Genomic DNA, 22,807 nt, shown 5'->3' with positions numbered 1-22,807 from the left:
ATGATTAAAAGTTAATATCTATACCGGCAGTAAATATTCTGGGCAACGGATAGGAGTACTGCGCAATGTTGTTACCCTCTTCAGGATCAAATCCTGTAAATGCAGTCCATGTATAGAGATTCTGTCCCTGAACAAATAGCCTTACATTTCTCACTTCATTGTTGAAGTATCTTCCCGGTAACGTGTAAGAAACCATCAGGTTTCTAAACCGTACATAAGAACCATCTTCAATGTCTTTAGAAGTAAATTCTCGAGCGAACTGATTAGACTGAATTTCCGTGATATCCCCAGGTTCCTGCCAGATATCCAACATTACTCTTCGCTGGTTGAATCCTGCAAATCCGTGGTTTTCCTGGAAGAAGAGCTGATTATTAAAGATCTTGTTTCCATAAGAGTAGTTAAACTGTGAACGCACGGACAGGTTTCTCCAAGAGAAATCCAGTCCAAAACCACCGGTTACAGGTGGTAGCCAGGTTCCAAAATCTGCTTTCGCAAAATCATCTGAATATTCTGGTGTTACGTTACCGTCTAGATCTACATACAGAGGTGCCCCTGTTGCGGGATCAACTCCTGCCCATTCCACAATATAGTGGGTGCCAAAAGGCAATCCTTCACGTATAATGGATGTACCCAGTTCAAACTCATCAACCTGACCTAAATCTACAATCTCATTCTTATTGAATGTGTAGTTAGCATTCAGGTTCAGCACCATTTCACGGGTTCTGATCACATCACCGTTCAGGGCGATCTCAATACCTCGGTTTCTCATCGAACCGGCATTGATTTCAAGACTTGTAAATCCGGATGTTCGGGACAGCTGCTGGTCAATGAACAGATCTTCGGTTAGTTTCATTATAGAAATCAATGGTACCGTTCAATCTCTCTTCAAATAGGCTGAAGTCTGCACCAATATTGAATTTATAGGCAGTCTCCCATTGCAGGTTGTCGTTACCCGGTGAGTTCGGGAAAATGGTGGTTTCGCCCGCAAAAGATCCTGTCCCAAATGTTGCCACTCGCTGATAGTCACCAATTCCGGCCTGGTTACCCGTTTTACCGTAACTAGCTCGAATAATCAGATTGGATAAGTAGTCAATGTCAGACAAAAAGTCTTCATTGGTAGCCACCCATGATGTACCGAAAGACCACAACCATGCATATTGGTTACCTAAACCAAAGCGGGATGATCCGTCACGGCGAACTGTAACTTTGGCGTTATACTTATTGCCAAAGGAGTAATCGACGGTACCGAAGATAGACCACAGTTTGTTTTCAGTGAACCCACCGCGAGTATTCTGAATCAGCTCCGGATTATCTTCACTACCGGGTGTAATACTTGCCGGTGTAGCTCCCAATTTAGGATTTAGCCCGTAACCGGTATACCCGAAACTCTGGAAGTATTCGTGTATATACTCGTTAGCAACGTAAACATCAACCTGATGATCTTCTACAAAGACATCGCGATAGCGTACGTTGGTGTTAAACGTAGATGTAGTCAGTCGGTTTGTGTCTCGAGAAAGAAGCCCGGAGTTACCACTACCTACAGACTGTCCTGCAAAAGAGTTTGGATTAATCCAGCGATTGAAGTATCTCTCTCTGAAGTCCATAGAAAATTCCTGGGTAAAAATAATTTTGTCCAGAATGAAACGAGCGTATGTAGAACCGACTACCTTAATCTCATTTCTATCGCTCTTATCCTTATCAAGACGATCGAAAGCATTGGCGCCGGTCTTTCCGGTTCCAGCCGCTATGTTACCGTCTTCATCATAAAGTCTTTCATAAGGATTGGCCAGATATGCGGCCGCAAAAGGGTTGGATAGAAAAACTCCGCCTTCCGATTCTATAAATGAAGACTCACTGTAAGAACCTTGTCCATTAAAGCCGAGCTCAAACCGCTCTGTGGCGTTAATATCGGTGTTAATTCTTAGTGAATATCTTTCAAGCTCGGATCTAAGACCGATACCCTCTTGGTTAAAGATACTACCTGAAACATAGTAACGTGCTTTTTCTGTACCGCCGGAAACGCTCAAGTCATGAGTCCGGGTTGTACCTGTTCTGAAAAATGTATCCGCCCAATCTCTGTCTCTGGAAAGCAGATCTGCACGACCTGAAGGGTCTCCATTTGGATTGTCCTCAGATGTAGCCCAACCCGGTCCTGTTTGAAGAATCTCTTCAAAACGAAGCTTTTGCTCAGTATTCATCATGGCAAATGGTGGATTTCCCGAAACGGAAGCACCCATTTGGCCTGTATATTGCACTTGTGTATCTCCGGCTTTACCTCTTTTGGTAGTCACAACAATGACACCGTTTGATCCACGCGAACCGTACTGAGCAGTAGCACTTGCATCCTTAAGGATGGAGATGCTCTCAATATCATTCGAGTTGATGGAAGCAAAATCGTTTGCGTTAATCGGCACACCGTCCATCACAAAGAGTGGAGTGTTTCCACCTGTAATTGAACCGGTACCACGAATACGAATCGTTGATGCGGTACCCGGCTGTCCGGAACCACTGGTGATAAATACACCCGGAGTTCTACCTTGCAGGCGCTGCTCGAAGGTAGCAACCGGAATATTTTCGATAGATCGAGTAGAAACTGTTGTAATTGAACCGGTAATTCGATCTCTACTTTGATCGGTATAACCTGTTACAACGACCTCTTCCAAACCAACCAGATCTTCGCGAAGCTGCATATTAAGGGTTTGTTCGGGAGAGTTGATTTCAACTTCTGTATTTAATGTCCGGTAACCGACAAAAGTTACGCGAAGATTATAAGTTCCGTACGGAAGGTTTTCAATAGTATAGTTACCGTCTAAATCGGTAGCTGCACCTCTTTCGAGTTCCTGTACAAGAATGTTTACACCGGGCAGGCTTTCACCTGTTCTCTGGTCGGTGACTGTTCCTGTCAAAGTCCCGTTTTGTGCAAATGCAGTGCTTGTAAAAGCTCCGGCACTAATCACAAAAAGGAATGCTGACAAGGAAAATAGTATCCTTTTCATCATAGATGACCTCTATAAGTGTTTGTTTTAGTTAATTAAAACCTATTCGATCAACTTTTGAAAGGATCATTATGCATTGTATAGAAGATGAATGGTAATGACAGATCTCTGAGCTGATAGAATAGTTTTGTTTAGCATTATGAATCTAACCGAAGATATTACAATTTCAAAATTTTGTTAACAGTTTTTTTACATAGAAATGGATTTCAGATAATGAAATCCATTCAAAAAGGCTGCCAGTCAGTTATATGTGGTGATTCCTGGTAAAACTTATCCTTTTTTAAAAATGTTAAAAGAGATCAATTAAAATCTACTTATCTGCAAAATGTAATCTTATACGAATGAATGGTACGGTTTAGCTTCATTTCTAGGATTAAATATGATATTTATTCGCTTTTAAGACTCCAGGACAGGAATTGAGTTATAAGGGTTGGTATGGATTAATTAGATAAGTCAAGATTTTATGCACGCCCCGTTCCAATTTGATCCTTTTATTTTAAAAGCCTTTCTCTTTTTTTGATCTATGTGGCAAATAAAAAATGGGGAAGAGAAAGAGTAAGCTGTGTACCATGCCTACGGCATTCTGTTTACTTTTCGTATTTCATCTACCACAGGTTGAAACCTGTGGCTATAATGTTGGTCATGGCTACGCCATTTGCTGAACTCACCCCCTAATCCCCCTCTCTGTTCTCTCCGTTCACAAAGAGGGGGAGTGTAAGAATTTTAGTTATTTAATGTAACCAGCCCTGAAGGGGCAAAATATTAATAGCCCTCCCGACCAAATACATCGGGACAGGCGAAGCGAAACCTGGGGTATGCCAGGCAACATTCATCACCCGCCGATTAGTGGGATTGGTTTGGAGCCCAGATTAAGTAGAGGCAGTCGTTCTCAGGACTTATTTTGTGGGTCGTCCCGATGGATCGGACCACATGTTTTGAATTTATATTAAAATCGTGGACCGAATAATCCCATGAACCATGCCTACGGCATTCTAACCTTTTTCGTATTTCATACACCACAGGTTGAAACCTGTGGTTATAATATTTGGGCATGGCTACGCCATTTGGATTTACTACAGAATTTGGATGAATCTTATCCCCATCTGTATAAACTGATTTTAAATACTATCATAAAGATTTTGAATTTTGTCGAGTATTCAAGTGTCGTTAGACACGATGCATATTGTAACCCCACAATTCATTGTGGGGATTAAAGCATACGTCCCTTTTTTCCAAGTGCCGTAGGCACGACACATTTCTTGCCGCGGTCAAATCCATCATGTTTTTTATGGTCACAAATGTGCACCATGCCTACGGCATTCCGGATTTCTTTCATATCTATAATACCACAGGTTGAAACCTGTGGCTATAATGTTGGTCATGGCTACGCCATTGGTATGGTAGCAGAATATTGTTAGGTCACAGAAGTTGCAGATTGGAAATAGATTTTTGCAAAGTTTCAGTGGGTTAGGATTATATCAGACAGCCAAGTGTCGTAGACACGATAACACATCATAGCCCTACAATTCATTGTAGGGTGAGATACGATGCCTGTCCGATCAGCAGAGTGCCGTAGGCACGGACCACATGTTTTGGATTTATATTAAAATCGTGGACCGAATAATCCCATGAACCATGCCTACGGCATTCTAACCTTTTTCGTATTTCATACACCACAGGTTGAAACCTGTGGTTATAATATTTGATCATGGCTACGCCATTTGAGTTATATGCCCTTATCAATTTTATATGTATGATTGAAAAGACATTCTCCCGGCTTGTTTTCAATTCCGAAAAACTCTTCAAGCAGTAAATTGAATTTAGACCTAATTCAAAATCAAGTGTCGTAGACACGATGCATATTGTAACCCCACAATTCATTGTGGGGATTAAAGCATACGACCCTTTTTCCCAAGTGCCGTAGGCACGGCTCACAGGGTTCGATCTCATCAACTGATCTAAAAAAACTCAGAAAACCACCCTCTCTTCTCCGGACAAACACAATAAAAAAAGCCGCCCCGAACTTAATCGGGGCGGCTTTTCAATTTTTTGGCCTTAAATCAAGACCTGTCAGGTTTTGGAAACCTGACAGGTCCGGAATAAAAGACTAATCCTTAGTCTACATCCCACCAGACTCTGGTGTACGGTGTATCAGGGCCTTGAGCCGCTACTGCAGCATCATAATTGTCCCCGTTAATCGTAACCTCTGATGTAGGATATGAGAATCTGACCGGTATTTCTGGATCAGTTCCTACTGCAAACGGATTCGGCTCCAGTTCAGGATATCCCAAACGTCTCCATTCTGACCAACCTTCGTATCCGAGTGGGAAGAGTGCAATCCATTTCTGGTTACCGATTTTTTCATCCCAAACTAAAGGATCATATGCAACTTCAGCTTGCGCAATGTAGTCTGCAAAATTCACATCATCATACACACCCCACTGATTCCATGAAGCTTCGATTCCGTCGTAGTATAAGTCAGCAGCTACTCCGGTGATCCAGTTTCTCTCCACAGCCTCAGCCATGGCGAAGTTCATTTCAGCAACCGTGATGATTGGAAGCGGTGCACCCTGTTCTCCAACAGAGGGGCCACCGGCACCAATTGCGGAACCCGGGAATGAGATCTCATCATTCGTCAGGTTACCGGCATCCTCTAGGAACGGCATTCCACGAATTTCATCAAACGTGACAGTTCCGTCATTGTTTGAGTAGTTAGGTGCGGGAAGTGCATAAACCAGGATACGGTAATCTTCCAATCCCTTCATGTACTCTGCGATTGTTTCCTGTATCGCATAGTCTGTTCGGGTTTGGAAACGAGCGTACCATGGATTCTGGTTATTTGCATCAGCCAGGTATGGATACATCACATCTTCAGTGATCAATCCGTCTGATACTGCATCTGCAAATTCAGCTGCAGGATCTACACTCACATCACCGGCACGTTCTGCTATCCGAAGAGCCGCGCGTGCTCTCAGGCTGTTTGCAAAGAGTGCCCACTGCCCCATGTCTCCTTCAAACAGGATATCGCCACGAACCGGTGTGCCGCCGTCCATTTGAGCAACTGCTTCATTCAGTTCAGTAATGATGTCTGCATAAATATCTGCCTGTTCATCATAAGCAGGCGAGAAATTAGCACGTCCCTGAAGGGCCTCGCTGTAAGGAATCATTCCCCAGCGATCTGTCATCATCTGATAAAAGTATGCTTTCAGGATTCTGGCAACCGCAATCTGGTTGGCATTACTACCGCCTGACAATACATCAGGTGCTGTTTCCTCGTTAGAGTTCAGATCAATGATGGTCTGCAGGTTTTGCAGCGGACCGGTATACCAGCCGTTAAAGCTGGCGCTCATATTCCGGTACTCCTGCGCATCCGTATACTGGGTCTCGCCAATATACTGTACAAGCAGTGTTCCGGTTACGGCACTCACCACATCACTCATGCTTCGTTGTGCGTCTGTAAGCAGCAGCTCAGTACGAACCTGAGATGGATTATTTGGGTCATCATTCAGATTTCCAAAATCATCGCAGCTTACAAGCAACACCGTTAGTAATGAAACTAACAATACTTTCTTAATCGGTGTCATAACATTGAATTTTAAAATATTCATATTAGAATCTCCCTCGGATTAAAAGTTAAGATTAACATTAAATCCGATTGAGCGTGTGCCCGGCAGTCCGCCACCTTCCCAGAAACCAAAACCGTTTCCGTTGTTTTGGATGGCAGATGGATCTACACCGCTTGTGTTGGAGTAGATAAGCCACGGATTTCTCAAGTCGAGAGAGACAGCCGCTCTGCTAATAGGAGTGCTTTCAAGCAGACTTACTGGAAGATTGTAAGTGAATCGAAGTTCACGAAGCTTGATATAGCTCGCATCTTCTAACCACGCTTCCTTGTTGAAGAACTGATCAATACCCCAGTTAGCAGCATTACGCAAGTAAGCCACTTCATTTCCGTTTGTGTCTACACCATCTACCAGTACACCACCTGAGTTCGATGAGCTGCCTGATCTAAAGGTAGACGAGTAAGAAAGTTCATCTCCTGCAGTTACCTATTATGTGGTATTTCCATTTAACTACAGTGGATCTCGCATTGGATTTCCAAGAGCGTTGTTTCCAACCGTATTCTCAGTCAGACCTGAGTAGGTACCAAACATTCGTGAAATAGAGTAGAATTTACCGCCCTTCTGGAAATCAATAAATGCACCCATAGAGAAGTCTTTGTAACTTACTCCCAGGTTAAATCCACCATTCCAGTCAGGAAGAATATTACCCAAAGGCTTATTCGTTGTTAAAGCATATGTACCGTTTGAATTAACAACTCGTCTACCCTGCTCGTCCAATGTATATCCACCATAAGATGCAGTAGTGATGGCTTGTCCCCACTCTTCACCTTCAACAGCGAAAAGCTGAATACCAAATGAAGCTGACTCAAGAAGTCGGGTTGTAATACCATCAGCAAGTTCATTCACAACAGACTTGCTGGTTGACCAGTTAACATCAACATCAACACTGAAGTCAGCTGTTTGAACCGGAGTAGATCCTACTGTAACTTCCCAACCGGTTGTTTCAAATTCACCCGCATTTACGAGAGAGAAGTTGTAACCGCTTGATCCCGGTACTTCCAGGGAAAGGATTTCGTTTTCACGAACCGAGTTGTAGTAGTTCACATCGGTTCTCAATCGTCCGTCCAGGAATCTCAAGTCCACACCAAACTCATAGTCGGAAGAAATGGCCGGCTCAAGATCAGGATTTGACAGGGTTGTCGGAATCTCTTGTGCTGGCTGACTACCGTAAGGAGTAGCACTGTCGAATGTCTGGAATACACGGAACGGATCCAGGTCATTTCCTACCTGCGCAACAGAGGCACGAAGTTTACCGAAGCTCAGGATGTTCTGATTTTCGAACATGTCAAACTCGGTAAATACCAAACTACCTGATACTCCATAGTAGAAGAAGGAGTTGTTATCAGCAGGAAGTGCTGAAGACCAGTCGTTACGTCCGGTAAGATCCAAATAAACCAGATCTCGGAAACCGATTGTAGCCGTTCCGAATAAACTTCTTACTTCTTTCTGCTCATTGTAGTTAGAAACCGTTGGACGGTCAATGGAAGCATCAATATTGAAGAAGTTTGGAACGGAAAGTCCACCTTCAGTCTGCTGCTGCAGAGAGCTGTAATCCTGGGTAAGAATGTTACCGCCAAAATAACCGCTGAGCGAGATATCCTGGAAGTCTTCCTGGTAACGTAATCCTGCTTCGTAGTTCACTTCACGGCGAGAACGCTGTGCAGTGTAGTACCAATCCTGCTCCAGTCCGCCTGTCGCAATCCGGTCTTCTACATTAAAGCTGTACGTATCCAGGTGAAGTTTACCCTGTAGTTCAATGTTTTCATTCACGTTATATGATAACTGGTAGTTACCGTAGAGACGATCCCGGTCATCATTCTGCATATTTTCGTTAATACTGAAAAACGGACTATCCCAGTAAAGTGGGCGAGTATCTGTAGCAGAACGGATATTCCAAGACATCAATGTACCATCATCTGTACGATACTGTCGAAGCTTATCCATATCCAACTGACGCTGGAACCACTGGTTGAAAGACTGAATAGAGTTCCCCTGAACGGCAGAATAACCGGTAGCAGGACGTCCTTCCGTTGCCGTATTCACATAGTTAAACGCAATTCTGGAAGTGAATTTATCAGAGTGGCTCAACGCACCGTTAAAACTTAATGAAGTTCTGTTTAGCTGTGAATTTGGAACAACACCGCTGTTCGTTGTATTGGTCAGTCCCGCTCGGAAGGAGGCGTTTGAAGAACCACCTGTAATTGAGAGACTGTTCGACATTCTCACACCGGTGTCGAAGAAGTCACGAACATTGCCTTCCTGAGGCGTTAGCGGAACCTGAGTTCCGTAATCATTCTGTCCGTCACCTGTAAAGTCGTGATCGTACCATGACCACCATGGGCGATACATCTGTCCATCCATTCTCGGACCCCAGCTCTCATCCGCAGCGTAGTTCAAACCGTTGTAGGTCTGTCCGTCACGCGGATCGGTGTACTCAATAAAGTTTTGAGTGTAACCACCTGCATATTGATTCTGATAATCCGGAAGGATATAAACGTCTTCGAAGGTTGTATTGTGAGTAAAATCAACCTGAAGCGGTACGTTCTCACCCATGGATGCATTCTTGGTTGTAATCAAAATTACACCATCAGCTGCACGGTTACCGTACAGCGCAGCAGCAGCGGCACCTTTCAATACCGAAACACTCTCTACATTCTGTAGGTTGATGTCAGATGCAAGGTTACCAAGGTCACGTCCTGTAGTAGAACCTCCTTGATTAGCAACAAACGACTGATTAGAAATTGGTGTTCCGTCGACAACAAAAAGAGGCTGTCCATCAGAAAGTCCGTTCGCACCACGAATTCGAATTCTTTCAGAACCGCCAAAGTTTGTACTTCCGGTTACCTGAACACCTGCAACTTTACCTGCAAGAGCGCCAACAATATTATCTTGTTGAACAACTGCCAGTTTTTCAGCGCTCACATCCTGCACGGCATAACCAAGTGATCTCTGTTCACGGCTCACACCGAAAGCAGTTACCACAACGTCTTCCAGCAGACGAACATCCGGGCTCATCTGAAAGTCGAAATTGGTGTTATTTGCGTTCACGGTTACTTCCCGTTCGAGAGTTCTGTAACCTACAGAACTAATTCGGAATGTATACGTACCGTGTTGTACGCCATCAATGCTGTACTGACCGTCGAAATCAGTTGCATCACCTGTTTGCAGTTCCTCGATAAACACATTCACTTGTGGAATGGGTTCACCTGATTCTGCATCTGTAACTGTACCTGTAACCGTACTCGACTGCGCGAACGCAAAAGAGACAGCAGCAAGATACATCATTGAGCTTAGAAGTAGCTTTTTAAGCATACTAGACCTCATATTTAATTATTGTTTTGATTGACCGGGTTATTGGGAGAGCTTTTTTATGGTAAGATCAGACTTACCGCTTTGATCAAATGAAGTTTGAGAAAGATGTATAAAAGGCTTGCTTACACGTTAAGCCAAATTATCTATATCAAAAACTGCCATTTAGACCCATTTTATAGGCCTTCCCAACAACCATAAGGATTTTAACAAAGATATTTTACATATCAAATGAAAATATCAATTTTAATAACTTACGATTTTACCCTTTATATACTGTATATCAAGAGGTTAGATGCTTTAGATAAAAAGAGACTAAAATTAATCGAGGTTTTCTTACGATGCTTGTGTGTTTACAAGTATTAAATAGTGTAAAACCGGAATCGTTTATTTATATGCAATGACCGAAGGTTTTTCTTCGAAATTATTGTTCTCATGTTGATTGATTCTTCGTTTTGATCCAATCTGGATAATGATGTAAATCCTGCCCGCGACATATCGAATTTAAGCAGATATCTAAAATCTGCGGTTAATGTTTAGGCTGATACAATTGTGTTTGAAGTAACTATGTGATTTGTTTTCGAGTTGAGGGTCACAACCATGGACCATGCTTATGGCATTCTGGATTTCTTTCGTATCTATACACCACAGGTTGAAACCTGTGGCTATAATGTTGGTCACGACTATGCCGTATGGGTTTTTCGTTGTAACTAATACCAGACTAATTAAGGTATGCTCTTCGCTCGTTTTTCGATTTCGAAAATCTCTTCGAGCAGTAAATTGAATTTAAAACTGACTCCAATCCAGTGTCGTTAGACACGTTTTACATCATAGCCTCACAATTCATTGTGAGGATTGAAAAGAGGATAAAGACAGATAAAATAAAGTGCATTAGGGCACGACACATATCTTGCTGCGGCCCTAATCACTATGTTTTTTACGGTCACAACCGTGGACCATGCCTACGGCATTCTTGATTTCTTTCGTATCTATATACCACAGGTTGAAACCTGTGGCTATGATGTTGGCCACGGCTACGCCGTTTGGATTCTTCATCGAAATTAATTCTACATATTATAGAAATGTTCTGCCTGATCGTTTTCGGTTTCCAAAAAAATTCTTCAAGATGGAAATTGATTTTTATCTGACTTTAATCCAGTGTCGTAGACACGGACCACATTGTTCAGGATTCATATAAAAATCGCAGACAAATGAATCCCTGTGCGCCATGCCTACGGCATTCAACTGTAGTTATAATATTTGAGCATGGCTACGCCATTTACTGAACTCACCCCCTAATCCCCCTCTCTGTTCTCTCCGTTCACAAAGAGGGGGAGTGTATGAAATTCAGTTATTTAATGTAACCAGCCCTGAAAGGGCAAAATATTAATAGCCCTCCCGACCAAATACATCGGGACAGGCGAAGCGAAACCTGGGGTATGCCAGGCAACATTCATCACCCGCCGATTAGTGGGATTGGTTTGGAGCCCAGATTAAGTAGAGGCGGTCGTTCTCAGGACTTATTTTGTGGGTCGTCCCGATGATAAAGCCAAATGGCACGGACCACACTGTTTTGGATTTATATTAAAAATCGTAGACGAATGAATCCCTGTGCGCCATGCCTACGGCATTTTGGACTACATTTGATTTCATCTACCACAGGTTGAAACCTGTGGTTATAATATTTGATCATGGCTACGCCATTTGAGTTATATGCCCTCAGTAGTGTCCGGTTAAGCAATTTATAAATCCTTTTAACCAATCTACTGTTCAATGAGTTAAGTACTGTTAAAATTTTTATCGATTTGAACTTGTAGTTTGCCAGTGTTCACTCAGTTCAATTGTCTTAATCATATACATTTTCATGAACACTGGCCGGATTATTTTTTCTCAACTTATGGATATTGTTCCCAAATACGAATTTCAAAAAATCGTTAACTACCACAAAGGAGATTACCGTGTACGGCAATTCAAATGCTGGGATCAATTCCTGTGTATGTGCTTTGGGCAACTCACTTTTCGTAACAGCCTTCGGGATCTGACCTCTACCCTTAACGCACTCGGAACTCGTCGTTATCACATGGGCATCAAACAAAGCGTGCCACTGAGTACACTCTCGGATGCCAATGCTTCTCGACCATGGGAAATATATCAGGAATTGGCTATGGTATTGATCGCTCATGCACAAAAACTGTATGGCAAAGATGAAGTGACCGAATCGATTCGAATCCTGGACTCCTCGACCATCGACCTGTGCCTGTCGCTGTTCCAGTGGGCAGAGTTCAGGGAACACAAAGCCGCCATTAAACTTCACACAATGATGGACCTGCAGGGCGCTATCCCCACTTTTATCCATATTTCCGATGGCAAAATGCACGATGTAAATATCCTGGATATGATCCCGATTCTCGCAGGAAGCATCTACATTATGGATCGGGGATACCTGGACTTCGAGCGGCTGCATCACCTTCACAGCCAGGGCGGTCGCTTTGTCATCCGGGCCAGAAAGAATCTGCAGTATTATCGAAAATCCTCCTCGTCGGTCGACTTCTCGGACGGGTTGCAATGTGATCAAATCATCCGGTTGACAGGCAATAAGACCAAGCATCGTTACCCGGAATCCCTGCGACGTGTTCGCTTGATTGACAAGGAGAACAATCAGGATATAGTTCTGTTGACCAACATAACCAAATGCGATGCCCAACAGATTGCCGACTATTACAAAAGCCGCTGGCAGATAGAGTTGTTCTTCAAATGGATCAAACAGAACCTGCGAATCAAAGCGTTCTACGGGCAAAGCATCAATGCTGTCAAAACACAGATATGGACCGCTATCTGTACCTATTTGATCATGATAATTTGCCATAAAACCAACCATTTTAACGTTACTTTACACACGATGATGCAAGTTCTGAGTGTAGCTATATTGGAGCGTATGACGCTTAAACAGCTATTTTCCGAACAATCACTCACACAGTTAGAGACCCTTGATCGTAACCAATTGGGGCTCTTCGACTTTTAACCGGACACTACTGATATGCCCTTATCAATTTTATATGTATGATTGAAAAGACATTCTCCCGGCTCATTTTCAATTCCGAAAACTCTTCAATCAGTAAATTGAATTTAGACCTAATTCAAAATCAAGTGTCGTAGACACGATGCATATTGTAACCCCACAATTCATTGTGGGAATTAAAGCATAAGACCTTTTTTCCAAGTGCCGTAGGCACGACACATTTCTTGCCGCGTTCAAATCCGTCATGTTTTTTTACGGTCACAACTGTGCACCATGCCTACGGCATTCAACTGTGGGACACTTTTCAACTACCACAGGTTGAAACCTGTGGCTATAATGTTTGGCCATGGCTACGCCATTGGTCTGACAGCAGAAAATTGTTAAGTCTCACAAATCCTAGATTGAAAATAGCTTTTGGTAATGTTGCAGTAGGTTAGGTTTACATCAGTCAGCCAAGTGTCGTAGACACGATAACACATCATAACCCTATAATTCATTGTAGGGTAGTATACAATGCCTGACCGATAAGCAGAGTGTCTTAGACACGGACCACATTATTCTGGATTTATATTAAAAATCGCAGACAAATGAATCCCTGTGCGCCATGCCTACGGCATTTTCGACTACATTTAATTTCATTCACCACAGGTTGAAACCTGTGGCTATGATGTTAGTCACGGCTACGCCGTTCAGGTTTGTCAACAGGTTTAACTTTAAATTTGGCGGATCATTAAGTATCAGGATTTATAGATATCCTAAACTACTCATCGAATTCAAGTGTCGGAGACACGGCAACATATTGTAACCTCACAATTCATTGTGAGGATTAAAGAATATACGACCCCATTCAAAGTGCCGTCAGGCACGGGCCTTTTAGTCTCACCAAATATTAAATATTAAGCCCCCTTTTTGGACTTTTTCTTAATCTCTCCAAAAACAACAACCCATTCATGGGTTGAACATACGAGCGCGGGATTTATCCCCGCGACTACCCATCAATCAACAACAATCCTGGGAATTGAAGCCGGAAGTCGCGTCAGGATCTCATAGTTCAGATTGTTGGTCATCTCACCGAAAGAGGCCACGGTGATCTCATCACCACCCTGATGACCAATCAAAACCACCTCATCCCCTTTTTCAACCCCGGGAATATCGGTAATATCAACCGTAATCATATTCATGTTTACCAATCCCGAAACATTTGCTCTCTCTCCTCTTATTAATACATAGCCGGAATTGGTCAGATTTCTTCCAAACCCATGAGTATAACCAATCGGCACGGTGGCGATTCGCATGTCCCGGCCCGCCATATATACATTTCCATATCCGATAAAATCGCCTGCCTTCACCCATTTTGTACTCATTACCTCACTTTTCCAGGTCATTACCCTGCGCAACGGATCGTGGTCTTCATCAAACTCATTCGCTTTGGCATGATGCATGTAAGTCTCCCGGCTGGGCCAGAAACCGTACTGGGCAATACCAATTCGAACCATATCGTACTGTTTATCGGGCATCGTCAAAAAAGCAGCCGAACTGGAAGCGTGAATGGAGGGTATCGTTTCAAATACTTCTCCGGCTGATTCCAATGCCTCTTTAAACGTTTTGTTCTGATTCTGAATCCGAAAAAAGTTGGCTACACTTTCGGCACCGGCATAATGAGTACAAATCCCTTTCAGCTCAATCTCATCGGGGTGATTTTTAATTTTCCGGAAAACTTCATCCCAATCTTTGCGTTCAAATCCGGTGCGATGCATACCGCTCTCTATTTGAAGATGGACCTTCGCTTTCATCTTAAGCTTACCTCCCACCTCGATCGCTCTGTTTAATCGCTCCATTTCAAAGAGATAAAACTCGATGCCATTTTTTACAGCCCACTCCAGTTCGCTGTCACGAATCATCCCCATAATCATCACATCCGTATTCATATTCGACCTGAACTTGAGTACCCCGGCGGCTTCATCTGCGCTAAAAACGGAAAAGTGATCAATACCGCACGATTCCGCCAATGGTATGAAAGCGGATATACCGTGACCATAGGCGTTACCTTTGATTACCGAAGAGATCCGGACTCCATTCTTTGCCCGGTCTTTTAAAAAGCTAAAGTTTTCTTCTAAAGCAGATCGGCTCAATTCGATGTAGGAGGGCTGTAGAGATTCAGAAATTTTCTTTTTCATGCAGTATGGTTCTAATCAGATATTGACAAATGGAGTAGATGGTATTGAGTACGTGGTCCTGTAAACTTGATATTATAATGAATAAGAAAGGCCTTCGAGGATATCAAGTAGAAGATGAAAATATAAATGAAGAGGTCAGGCGTTTAATTAATAATTCTTTGAAAAGCCTGACCTATATTTTTTTCTAAAAAACTATTCGACCAGTGAGTTGCAGTACCGAACCAACTTTGCTACGTCCTCTTTTTCAGAAAAATCGATATTATTTTGGTCAGCATATTGTTCGAGCTCATCCTCGAAGCGCTCCAGGTTATTCATAACCCTTCGCTTGTTCAGGCTTCGTAATCTTTCAGGGCTTTTGTCCCCCACCTTTATATAATAAGTTACGTCTGAACGATAGATGTTATTTTTTGTAGCGGAACCGTAACTGGCCGCATCTTCAAAAAATGCTGTATGATGACGTGCTAAAAATTTCACTTCGCCATCAACCACAACTTCAACAAAGTCTTCCTCCGATAATCTGCTGGCGTCATATCCTTTCATAAATTTATACTCTCTGCCGTTTGCCGTAAAATGAAAAGACTCGATATTCTCTCCTTCTACATTAAAAGCCAGATTTCCACTCATAAAATCGACACTTTGTGTGTGCGTATTGTATCGGATTTGCAGCGGTTGTGTGGTGTGACCGTTGTTCAAAGCGACCACTCCCTCGTAAAACTCATCGAACATATAGGGAGAACCTTCCACATTTGTAGCGCGGTGCAGCGGAATCTGATTTGAATTCAAAAGATTTCTCATCTCGGATGAGGAGATATTAGCCTCGTCCTGTACCTGAGATAGGGCGCTCTCTGGACTTATAAATAACAGCAAGAGAGTGAATAGTGCGATAAAAGAGGTAAATGTTGATTTCATAGTGCTATTTTTGTCTTTGACGAATTTATTTGCGTACCGGAATTATATAGAGGTAGTAATAGTAAAGAACAATTTTGAATTCTGTAAATGAAACGTTGATAAATCATTTATTCGTATGAGTTTTTAAATTAGGGCTTTATGTGGTTCGTACCTACGGTACTTAGGATTGGGCGGGTGGACGTCTTTAATCCTCACAATGAATTGTGAGGCTATGATGTATAGCGTGTCTACGACACTTGTCGGTTTCAATACAAGTATGATAATCCAAGATTAATACCTGAGTCCAAATTAACATTGTAAAATTCGGTGCTTCAAAACTCTATGACATTTGGCAAGATCCAAAACGGCGTAGCCGTGACCAACATTATAGCCACAGGTTTCAACCTGTGGTGTATGAGAAGCGAATAAACTCCAGAATGCCGTAGGGATGGGGCACGGGGATAATTTATCCACGATGATTAATGTAAACCCACAATATTGTGAGTCGTGCCTTTAGTTGTGCCATTTGGCATAATAATGTTATATCCTAGATTTAACCTACCAGCAGATAGTCCCCATAAGAAGGGCGGAGTCCGACTGAAGGAGACTTTGCTGCGCCATTTCTCAGTCTCTAACCTTTGGAGGAATTATGATTAACAATACAACAGCCCATCTGTGGGATCGGCTTTCCAAGAAAAACCTGCAGCAACAACTTACTCAGGCATTAATCGCGGGATTGAATTGCTCACCCTTTGAAGCAAAAGCCATCCTGGAGACCGTCCATAAAATTTATCATCCCTATTTGGATGTAGACGAATCCATTGGGGTGGGACAGGTAAAATTCCTATGCCTGGGCATTGAAAATTCTCCGAAGACATCCATTGCCGACTCCTCCATGATATTGGTCCGGTTGACCCTTGATGGGGGAACAGAAGACCTTCAGATCCGTAAAAATATGGGGATAAGTGCCCTACGACAGCATCGCCTACAACGCATGGCACATCAGGCCTATCAGCAGGGAGGGTTGCTTACCCTGGAAGATATTGCCTATCGGTTGCTCAATTGTGGGCAACGCACCTTGGTTCGAGACCTGGCCACACTCAAATCCCAAGGAGTGATTTTGCCCCTACGTTCGACCATCAAAGATATGGGGCGCAGTATATCCCATCGTAGCCACATTATCCGCCATTGGCTGGCTGGTAAGGAATATGCCCAGATTGCAAGGGATAGCTATCATTCGGTGGAATCGGTGGCCAATTATGTCGGTAAATTTACCCGCTGTGTGACGTTGACCCAGGAAGGCTTTGATGTGAATACCATTGGGTTTTTGGTGGGTATTTCTCCCAAACTGGCCGCCCACTACTTTACCCTCTATGAGCAGCTGCCAGCAAGCGCACATCGCAGACAATGGTTACAACAACTCGGCGAGGCGACCAACCCAAATCAGATTCATCCAAAAAAAACGAGCCGATGATACATCCCCATCCCAATATCAAACAATATGCTTCGGCCAAGGCCCGCATGCTCAAACCTACTATTCAGCAATTTTTTGCCCGGGAATTTCCTAACATGTTTGGCCCAGTTATGCGGTCCCGGCTGGCCGAAGCCTTACTGGAACTCTTTGACAGTCAACATCGCTCTATCGCCATGCTCAAGCCTGGGCAAGTTCTGTGGAATGCCCTGGACAAACGCACACGTGGGGATTCGCCCAATCGAAGATTTGTTCCCGTTGTCTTAACCTTGGTGGCCGAAGAAGATCTTCAGCGCCGTATGGAGGGTAAACCTCTTAAAGAGGTCGCCGCCCATGCCACGGCCCGGTTACTCAGGGAAGCCTACCAGCAGGGAGGCTTGCTTTCCATGCGCGATCTACATTTACTCACCTGGAGAAGTCGAGGCGGGACAGCAACGACATGGAGAACTCATTATGAACAAACCCATGATTGTTTACTTCCCCACCCCGGCACCCTGCACGATATGGGATCCTGTATTACACATAAACCGCAAATCGTCTATAAAGTCATTGTAGAGAAGAAAGATCCTGCCAAGGTGGCTCTGGAAACCAATCATACGCAACGAGCCGTCGATAATTACCTCAAGGATTACCATCGGGTAAAAACCGTCTATCAAACCAACCCCGATCCAGAGTATATTCATATGGTAACCAATATTGCCAAGCATGTGGTCAATCAGTACATTCAACTTATTCAAGACTATGAAAACCTATAAAAAAATAAATCATTTGCGCCATTTGGCTTTACCTACGGCACTTAGGATTGGGCGGGTGGACGTCTTTAATCCTCACAATGAATTTTGAGGATAAAGTATACGGCGTGTCTACGACACTTGTTTTATTCCATTCTGAGTTCAATTGTTAAAAAATAAAGCCTTTATCTGTATTAACATTGTAATACTCGAGACTCCAAAACTCTGTGTTATTTGGCAAGATCCAAAACGGCGTAGCCGTGATCAACATCATAGCCACAGGTTTCAACCTGTGGTGTATGGGAAGCGAATGAAATTCAGAATGCCGTAGGCATGGGACACGGGGATAGTTTGTCCATAATTTATATTATGAATTCATGCCTACCGGGCCGTACCTACGGCACTTGATAGGTTCGGGTGTCCGCTTAAAACCTCACAATGAATTGTGAGGCTATGATGTATAGCGTGTCTACGACACTTGTTTATTCCTGTCTGAGTTCAATTGTTAAAAAATAAAGCCTTTATCTGTATTAACATTGTAATACCCGAGGCTCCAAATCTCTATGACATTTGGCAAGATCCAAAACGGCGTAGCCGTGGCCAAACATCATAGCCACAGGTTTTAACCTGTGGTGTGTGGGAAACGAATGAAATTCAGAATGCCGTAGGCATGGGACACTGGCATAGTTTTTTCATAATTTACAATGTGAATTCTTGTCTGAATCTATATTAACATTGTAAAACTATAGACTCCAAAACTCTGTGTTATTTGGCAAGACCCAAAACGGCGTAGCCGTGATCAACATCATAGCCACAGGTTTCAACCTGTGGTGTATGAGTAATGAATGAAATTCAGAATGCCGTAGGCATGGGGCACAGTAACCATTATCGATTTCACTCCAATTCCCGAAAGATATATTTTTCATCATATTCAATATTATAGGATTGAAGCAACCTTAAGTACTCTTCCCGGAACCCCAATACCTTATGATGCTCTTTTTGATTCTTGATATACCTGTAAATATGGTTCCTATGAGATTCAGAAAATGAAAAACATCCAAACCCTTTTTGCCATGAGAATCTGTGATCTGTATATCCCGATTCATTAATCCATTTAGATGACTTTGCCTTCACCAGCTTCATCAATTCAGACTCCGAAACATTGGGCTTTTTATAAAAACAACAATGAATATGATCCGAGGTTCCATTTACAATAATTGACTGGCCTTCTGATTGATTAATTAAACTGCCAATTACCGAATGTAATTTACTCTCCCACTTCGGTTTGATTTGTGCTTTCTTGTACTTTACCGCAAAGACGGTATGCAGATAAATTTTACAGTATGTATTTGCCATGTCCCCTGATTTTAATTGTTCAGAATGGATCCCCTTGTTAAATCCATTCAGCGGTTAAATATAAATTTATAATTTCATGGGTAACCTCAAAATAATTGTGGTTCGTGCCTACGGCACTTGATAGGTTCGGGTGCCCGCTTAAAACCTCACAATGAATTGTGAGGCTATGATGTATTGCGTGTCTAACGACACTTGTTTATTCCTGTCTGAGTTCAAGTTGTTAAAAAATGAAGCCTTTATCTGTATTAACATTGTAATACTCGGTGCTCCAGAATCTCTATCACATTTGGCAAGATCCAAAACGGCGTAGCCGTGCTCAACATCATAGCCACAGGTTTCAACCTGTGGTATATGAAATACGAAAAAGGTTAGAATGCCGTAGGCATGGGACACGGGGATAGTTTGTCCATAATTTATATTATGAATTCATGCCTACCGGGCCGTACCTACGGCACTTCGATAGGCCACGGGTGTTGACCGCGGCAAGAAACACGTCGTGCCTATGGCACTTTAGAAAGAAGGGACTATGATGCTTTAGCGTGCCTACGACACTTGGAATTGTGAGGCTATGATGTTTAGCGTGTCTACGACACTTGAATTTTTGTCTAAATATAAAGGTACGTAACTCTTTTCCGAGTCCATTACTCAGAGATGGATTCAGATTTCATCCCATCCCGACTGCCAAACCAAACGGCGTAGCCGTGGCCAAACATCATAGCCACAGGTTTTAACCTGTGGTGTGTGGGAAACGAATGAAATTCAGAATGTCGTAGACATGGGGCACAGATACCCGTTCATCCATTACCTGCGACCGTGAATCGAAATTGATATCGATTTTGCCAATAACCCTCCAAGAATTCGGAACCATTGGACGGTTGCGATTTCCAAAAAAATCAACGCTCGATCAAATTTGTAAACATTTTCACGCCCGCCTGAATCAACTCGTCATTAAAATCATACATTTCTGAGTGAAGTGGCGGATGATCCTCACCGGTCCCTAATCCAAATAGTGTAATGGGACATCTCCTGCCAAACGATCCAAAATCCTCACTCCAAGGAAACGGCGTATCCAGTTCTTTCAGATTCAAGCCGCTTTTTTCTGCCGCGGCAATAACGCTCTCCACACCCTCCGGATCATTTACCGTTGCCGCAAATGGCTCAACCCGATCGAATGAAATATCTCCCTCAAAGATTTCCATCAAAGAGTGGACCTTATCTCTTAATTTATTTACTGCTCCGCTTAGCTCTTCATCCGATGATGATCGAATTGTAAAACCCACTTCACCTTCACCCGGGCTAATCCCAAATGCTCTCTCACCCAGGCTGATATATGTGGTCACAATTTTGTTGATTGAACTTTTTGATTTAAAATCATCAAACTCCAGATTAGCGAACTGAACCAGATCCGAGATTTCCCGTGAGGGATTCACACCCTGTTCAGGATATGCTGCATGACTCGACTTTCCCTTAAATTTCACCTGAACCCCGATGGATGCTGCCGCGAATACTCCTTTTTTTACTACGATCTGATTTTCCGGGTAGCCGGGTAAGTTGTGAAGCGCATAGGCAACATCGGGTTGAACAACCTCAAATTTACTGTCCTTTAATACCCACTCTGCGCCCTCCCCTGTCTCTTCTGCCGGTTGAAAAAGAAGCCAAACGGTTTTGTTTGCTGACCTCTCTTCAGCCAGTTTCCTAGCCACACCTAACAGAATTGTCATATGGCCGTCATGTCCGCAGCCATGCATTACTCCGTTATTTTGAGAGCTGTAATTTAAATCCGTCTCTTCGCGAACGGCAATTGCATCGAGCTCCGCCCGGATCAGAATAGTCTTTAAGGAATCTTTCGCACCACTGAATTTTGCAGCAATACCGGAACCTCCCAACCCGGTTAGAAGCTCATCAGGATTACATCTCTTTAGTTCTTTTATGATTCGATCTGCTGTCTCTGATTCACGCCCCGACAGTTCCGGATTGCGGTGAAGCTCTTTTCTTAATCTTACTAACTCGTCTCTATTCAATGCTTCTGTGGTTAATCAAGTATTAAATTAATGCCCTGATAAAATAACAGATTCTCCCTGACGAATACGAATTAACCTGCTTGTTACTTTTAATCTAAAAACATGACCTTGTTACAATTTTAAGCTCTTTTTGTTAACAGATTGAAAATATCCTTTAAGCTCTATTTTGAATTTATATAATTTCAAAAATATTGTTGGTTACTGGTTCATGTGTTTTAGTAAAATATGGCAGCAAATAAATACTATGACTTTTATTATCGAATTCGTTTGCCCTGAAAGGGCAATGTCAATAACATAGTGCAGCGCGCTATGCCAAAAGCACCGACCGTAAAAAAAGCCCTGCAAGGGCGTAAACCTGACAAAACATTGCTTATGCCACAATCACTTTCTAAGGTTTATACACATATCATATTCAGCACGAAGCACAGAAAAAATCTGATTGACAACCGGATCGAAAAAGATCTTTACAATTATGTCGGAGGTATCTGCAAAGAGTTGGAATGTAATCCTGTTCAGGTAGGAGGGCATAAAAATCATATTCACCTGTTATGCCTTCTTTCAAGAAAAGTTGCCCAGATGACATTGGTTCAACAAATCAAGCAAGGATCATCCAAATGGATCAAAACCATGGGGAAATCCTATTCTGATTTCTACTGGTCCCGAAAGCTTTCGGGAGATATGGAATTTTCTCAGTATCTCCAAAACACGTTGATATTGTGATTGAATACATTCAAAATCAGCACATTCATCATCAAAAGATGAGTTTTAAGGATGAGTACAGAAAATTTTTAAAAAACTATGATATTGATTTTGATGAACGATATGTGTGGGATTAATCTATTAGGCTTGCGCCCGCTTTGGGGCTGTTTAATTTTTTGATTTGCTATCATCGCGCGCTGCACGATGTTACTGACCGGCGCTCCTTTGGAGCTTAGTCATACCCCAACTCATAAATATTAAGATGGTTCTGAGACTTTGACAGATGGTTAAATCTCTATAGTTGTTTCACATAAACAAATGAATAACAATATTATAACACCTGATAAAATAACAGCTTCTCTTTCACGAATCCGAATTGATATGCTCAATACCGGAACTTAAAAAAGTTAAAGTGACTTGAAAGTAAAGCTGCATACAAGAAAGCAGTTCCTTTCTTTTCAAGGAGAGATGCTCAAACAAATCTCAAACCCATTAAAACAGACTTCACTCCAATTTG

General features: G+C 42.7%; 14 protein-coding genes. 4 read left to right on the top strand and 10 right to left on the bottom strand.

Going from position 1 to position 22,807, the window contains the following annotated elements:
* Positions 1-4: 4 nt before the first annotated feature.
* The 5 genes from U5K35_RS09310 to U5K35_RS09290 form a co-directional block, all read right to left on the bottom strand.
* Entirely contained in the window at positions 5-853 is an 849-nt protein-coding gene (locus U5K35_RS09310; protein WP_322571186.1) for a hypothetical protein, read from the bottom strand.
* Positions 825-2,975 carry a SusC/RagA family TonB-linked outer membrane protein gene (locus tag U5K35_RS09305; protein ID WP_322571185.1) on the bottom strand — a complete coding sequence of 717 codons (2,151 nt, stop codon included), beginning with the start codon at positions 2,973-2,975 and terminating at the stop codon, positions 825-827. The genes U5K35_RS09310 and U5K35_RS09305 overlap by 29 nt, the downstream gene beginning before the upstream one ends.
* 2,135 nt (positions 2,976-5,110) lie before the next feature.
* Positions 5,111-6,604, bottom strand: coding sequence for a SusD/RagB family nutrient-binding outer membrane lipoprotein (locus tag U5K35_RS09300; RefSeq protein WP_322571184.1), 1,494 nt, complete (start codon positions 6,602-6,604; stop codon positions 5,111-5,113).
* An 18-nt stretch (positions 6,605-6,622) separates the two neighbouring features.
* Positions 6,623-6,940 (bottom strand): hypothetical protein, encoded by a 318-nt coding sequence (locus tag U5K35_RS09295; protein ID WP_322571183.1) that lies wholly within the window; start codon positions 6,938-6,940, stop codon positions 6,623-6,625.
* A gap of 129 nt (positions 6,941-7,069) precedes the next feature.
* Positions 7,070-9,931, bottom strand: coding sequence for a SusC/RagA family TonB-linked outer membrane protein (locus U5K35_RS09290; RefSeq protein WP_322571182.1), 2,862 nt, complete (start codon positions 9,929-9,931; stop codon positions 7,070-7,072).
* A 1,861-nt stretch (positions 9,932-11,792) separates the two neighbouring features.
* Here U5K35_RS09290 and U5K35_RS09285 point away from each other — a divergent pair.
* Entirely contained in the window at positions 11,793-12,950 is a 1,158-nt protein-coding gene (locus U5K35_RS09285) for an IS4 family transposase (RefSeq protein ID WP_322571181.1), read from the top strand.
* Positions 12,951-13,942: 992 nt separating this feature from the next.
* Here U5K35_RS09285 and alr read toward each other — a convergent pair.
* A complete protein-coding gene (gene alr / locus U5K35_RS09280) occupies positions 13,943-15,124 on the bottom strand; it encodes an alanine racemase (RefSeq protein WP_322571180.1) in 1,182 nt (393 codons plus the stop codon).
* A gap of 192 nt (positions 15,125-15,316) precedes the next feature.
* Positions 15,317-16,033 carry a hypothetical protein gene (locus U5K35_RS09275; protein WP_322571179.1) on the bottom strand — a complete coding sequence of 239 codons (717 nt, stop codon included), beginning with the start codon at positions 16,031-16,033 and terminating at the stop codon, positions 15,317-15,319.
* Positions 16,034-16,661: 628 nt separating this feature from the next.
* Here U5K35_RS09275 and U5K35_RS09270 point away from each other — a divergent pair.
* Positions 16,662-17,486, top strand: coding sequence for a DUF1670 domain-containing protein (locus tag U5K35_RS09270; protein ID WP_322571178.1), 825 nt, complete (start codon positions 16,662-16,664; stop codon positions 17,484-17,486).
* Positions 17,483-18,238 carry a DUF1670 domain-containing protein gene (locus tag U5K35_RS09265; protein ID WP_322571177.1) on the top strand — a complete coding sequence of 252 codons (756 nt, stop codon included), beginning with the start codon at positions 17,483-17,485 and terminating at the stop codon, positions 18,236-18,238. The genes U5K35_RS09270 and U5K35_RS09265 overlap by 4 nt, the downstream gene beginning before the upstream one ends.
* An 870-nt stretch (positions 18,239-19,108) precedes the next feature.
* Here the strand turns inward: U5K35_RS09265 and tnpA are convergent.
* The 3 genes from tnpA to U5K35_RS09250 form a co-directional block, all read right to left on the bottom strand.
* The gene (gene tnpA, locus U5K35_RS09260) at positions 19,109-19,570 is read right to left on the bottom strand and encodes an IS200/IS605 family transposase (RefSeq protein ID WP_322571176.1); all 462 of its coding nucleotides are present in this window, start codon (positions 19,568-19,570) and stop codon (positions 19,109-19,111) included.
* A gap of 727 nt (positions 19,571-20,297) precedes the next feature.
* Complete coding sequence (locus tag U5K35_RS09255) at positions 20,298-20,438, bottom strand: hypothetical protein (protein ID WP_322571175.1); 141 nt, start codon at positions 20,436-20,438, stop codon at positions 20,298-20,300.
* 25 nt (positions 20,439-20,463) lie between these two features.
* Positions 20,464-21,591 carry an amidohydrolase gene (locus U5K35_RS09250; RefSeq protein ID WP_322571174.1) on the bottom strand — a complete coding sequence of 376 codons (1,128 nt, stop codon included), beginning with the start codon at positions 21,589-21,591 and terminating at the stop codon, positions 20,464-20,466.
* Positions 21,592-21,900: 309 nt separating this feature from the next.
* Here U5K35_RS09250 and U5K35_RS09245 point away from each other — a divergent pair, with 309 nt between their 5' ends.
* A complete protein-coding gene (locus U5K35_RS09245) occupies positions 21,901-22,311 on the top strand; it encodes a transposase (protein WP_322571173.1) in 411 nt (136 codons plus the stop codon).
* Positions 22,312-22,807 lie beyond the last annotated feature (496 nt).

Source organism: Rhodohalobacter sp., assembly GCF_034521535.1.
Classification (GTDB): domain Bacteria; phylum Bacteroidota; class Rhodothermia; order Balneolales; family Balneolaceae; genus Rhodohalobacter.
This window is presented reverse-complemented; position numbering and strand designations above follow the sequence as displayed.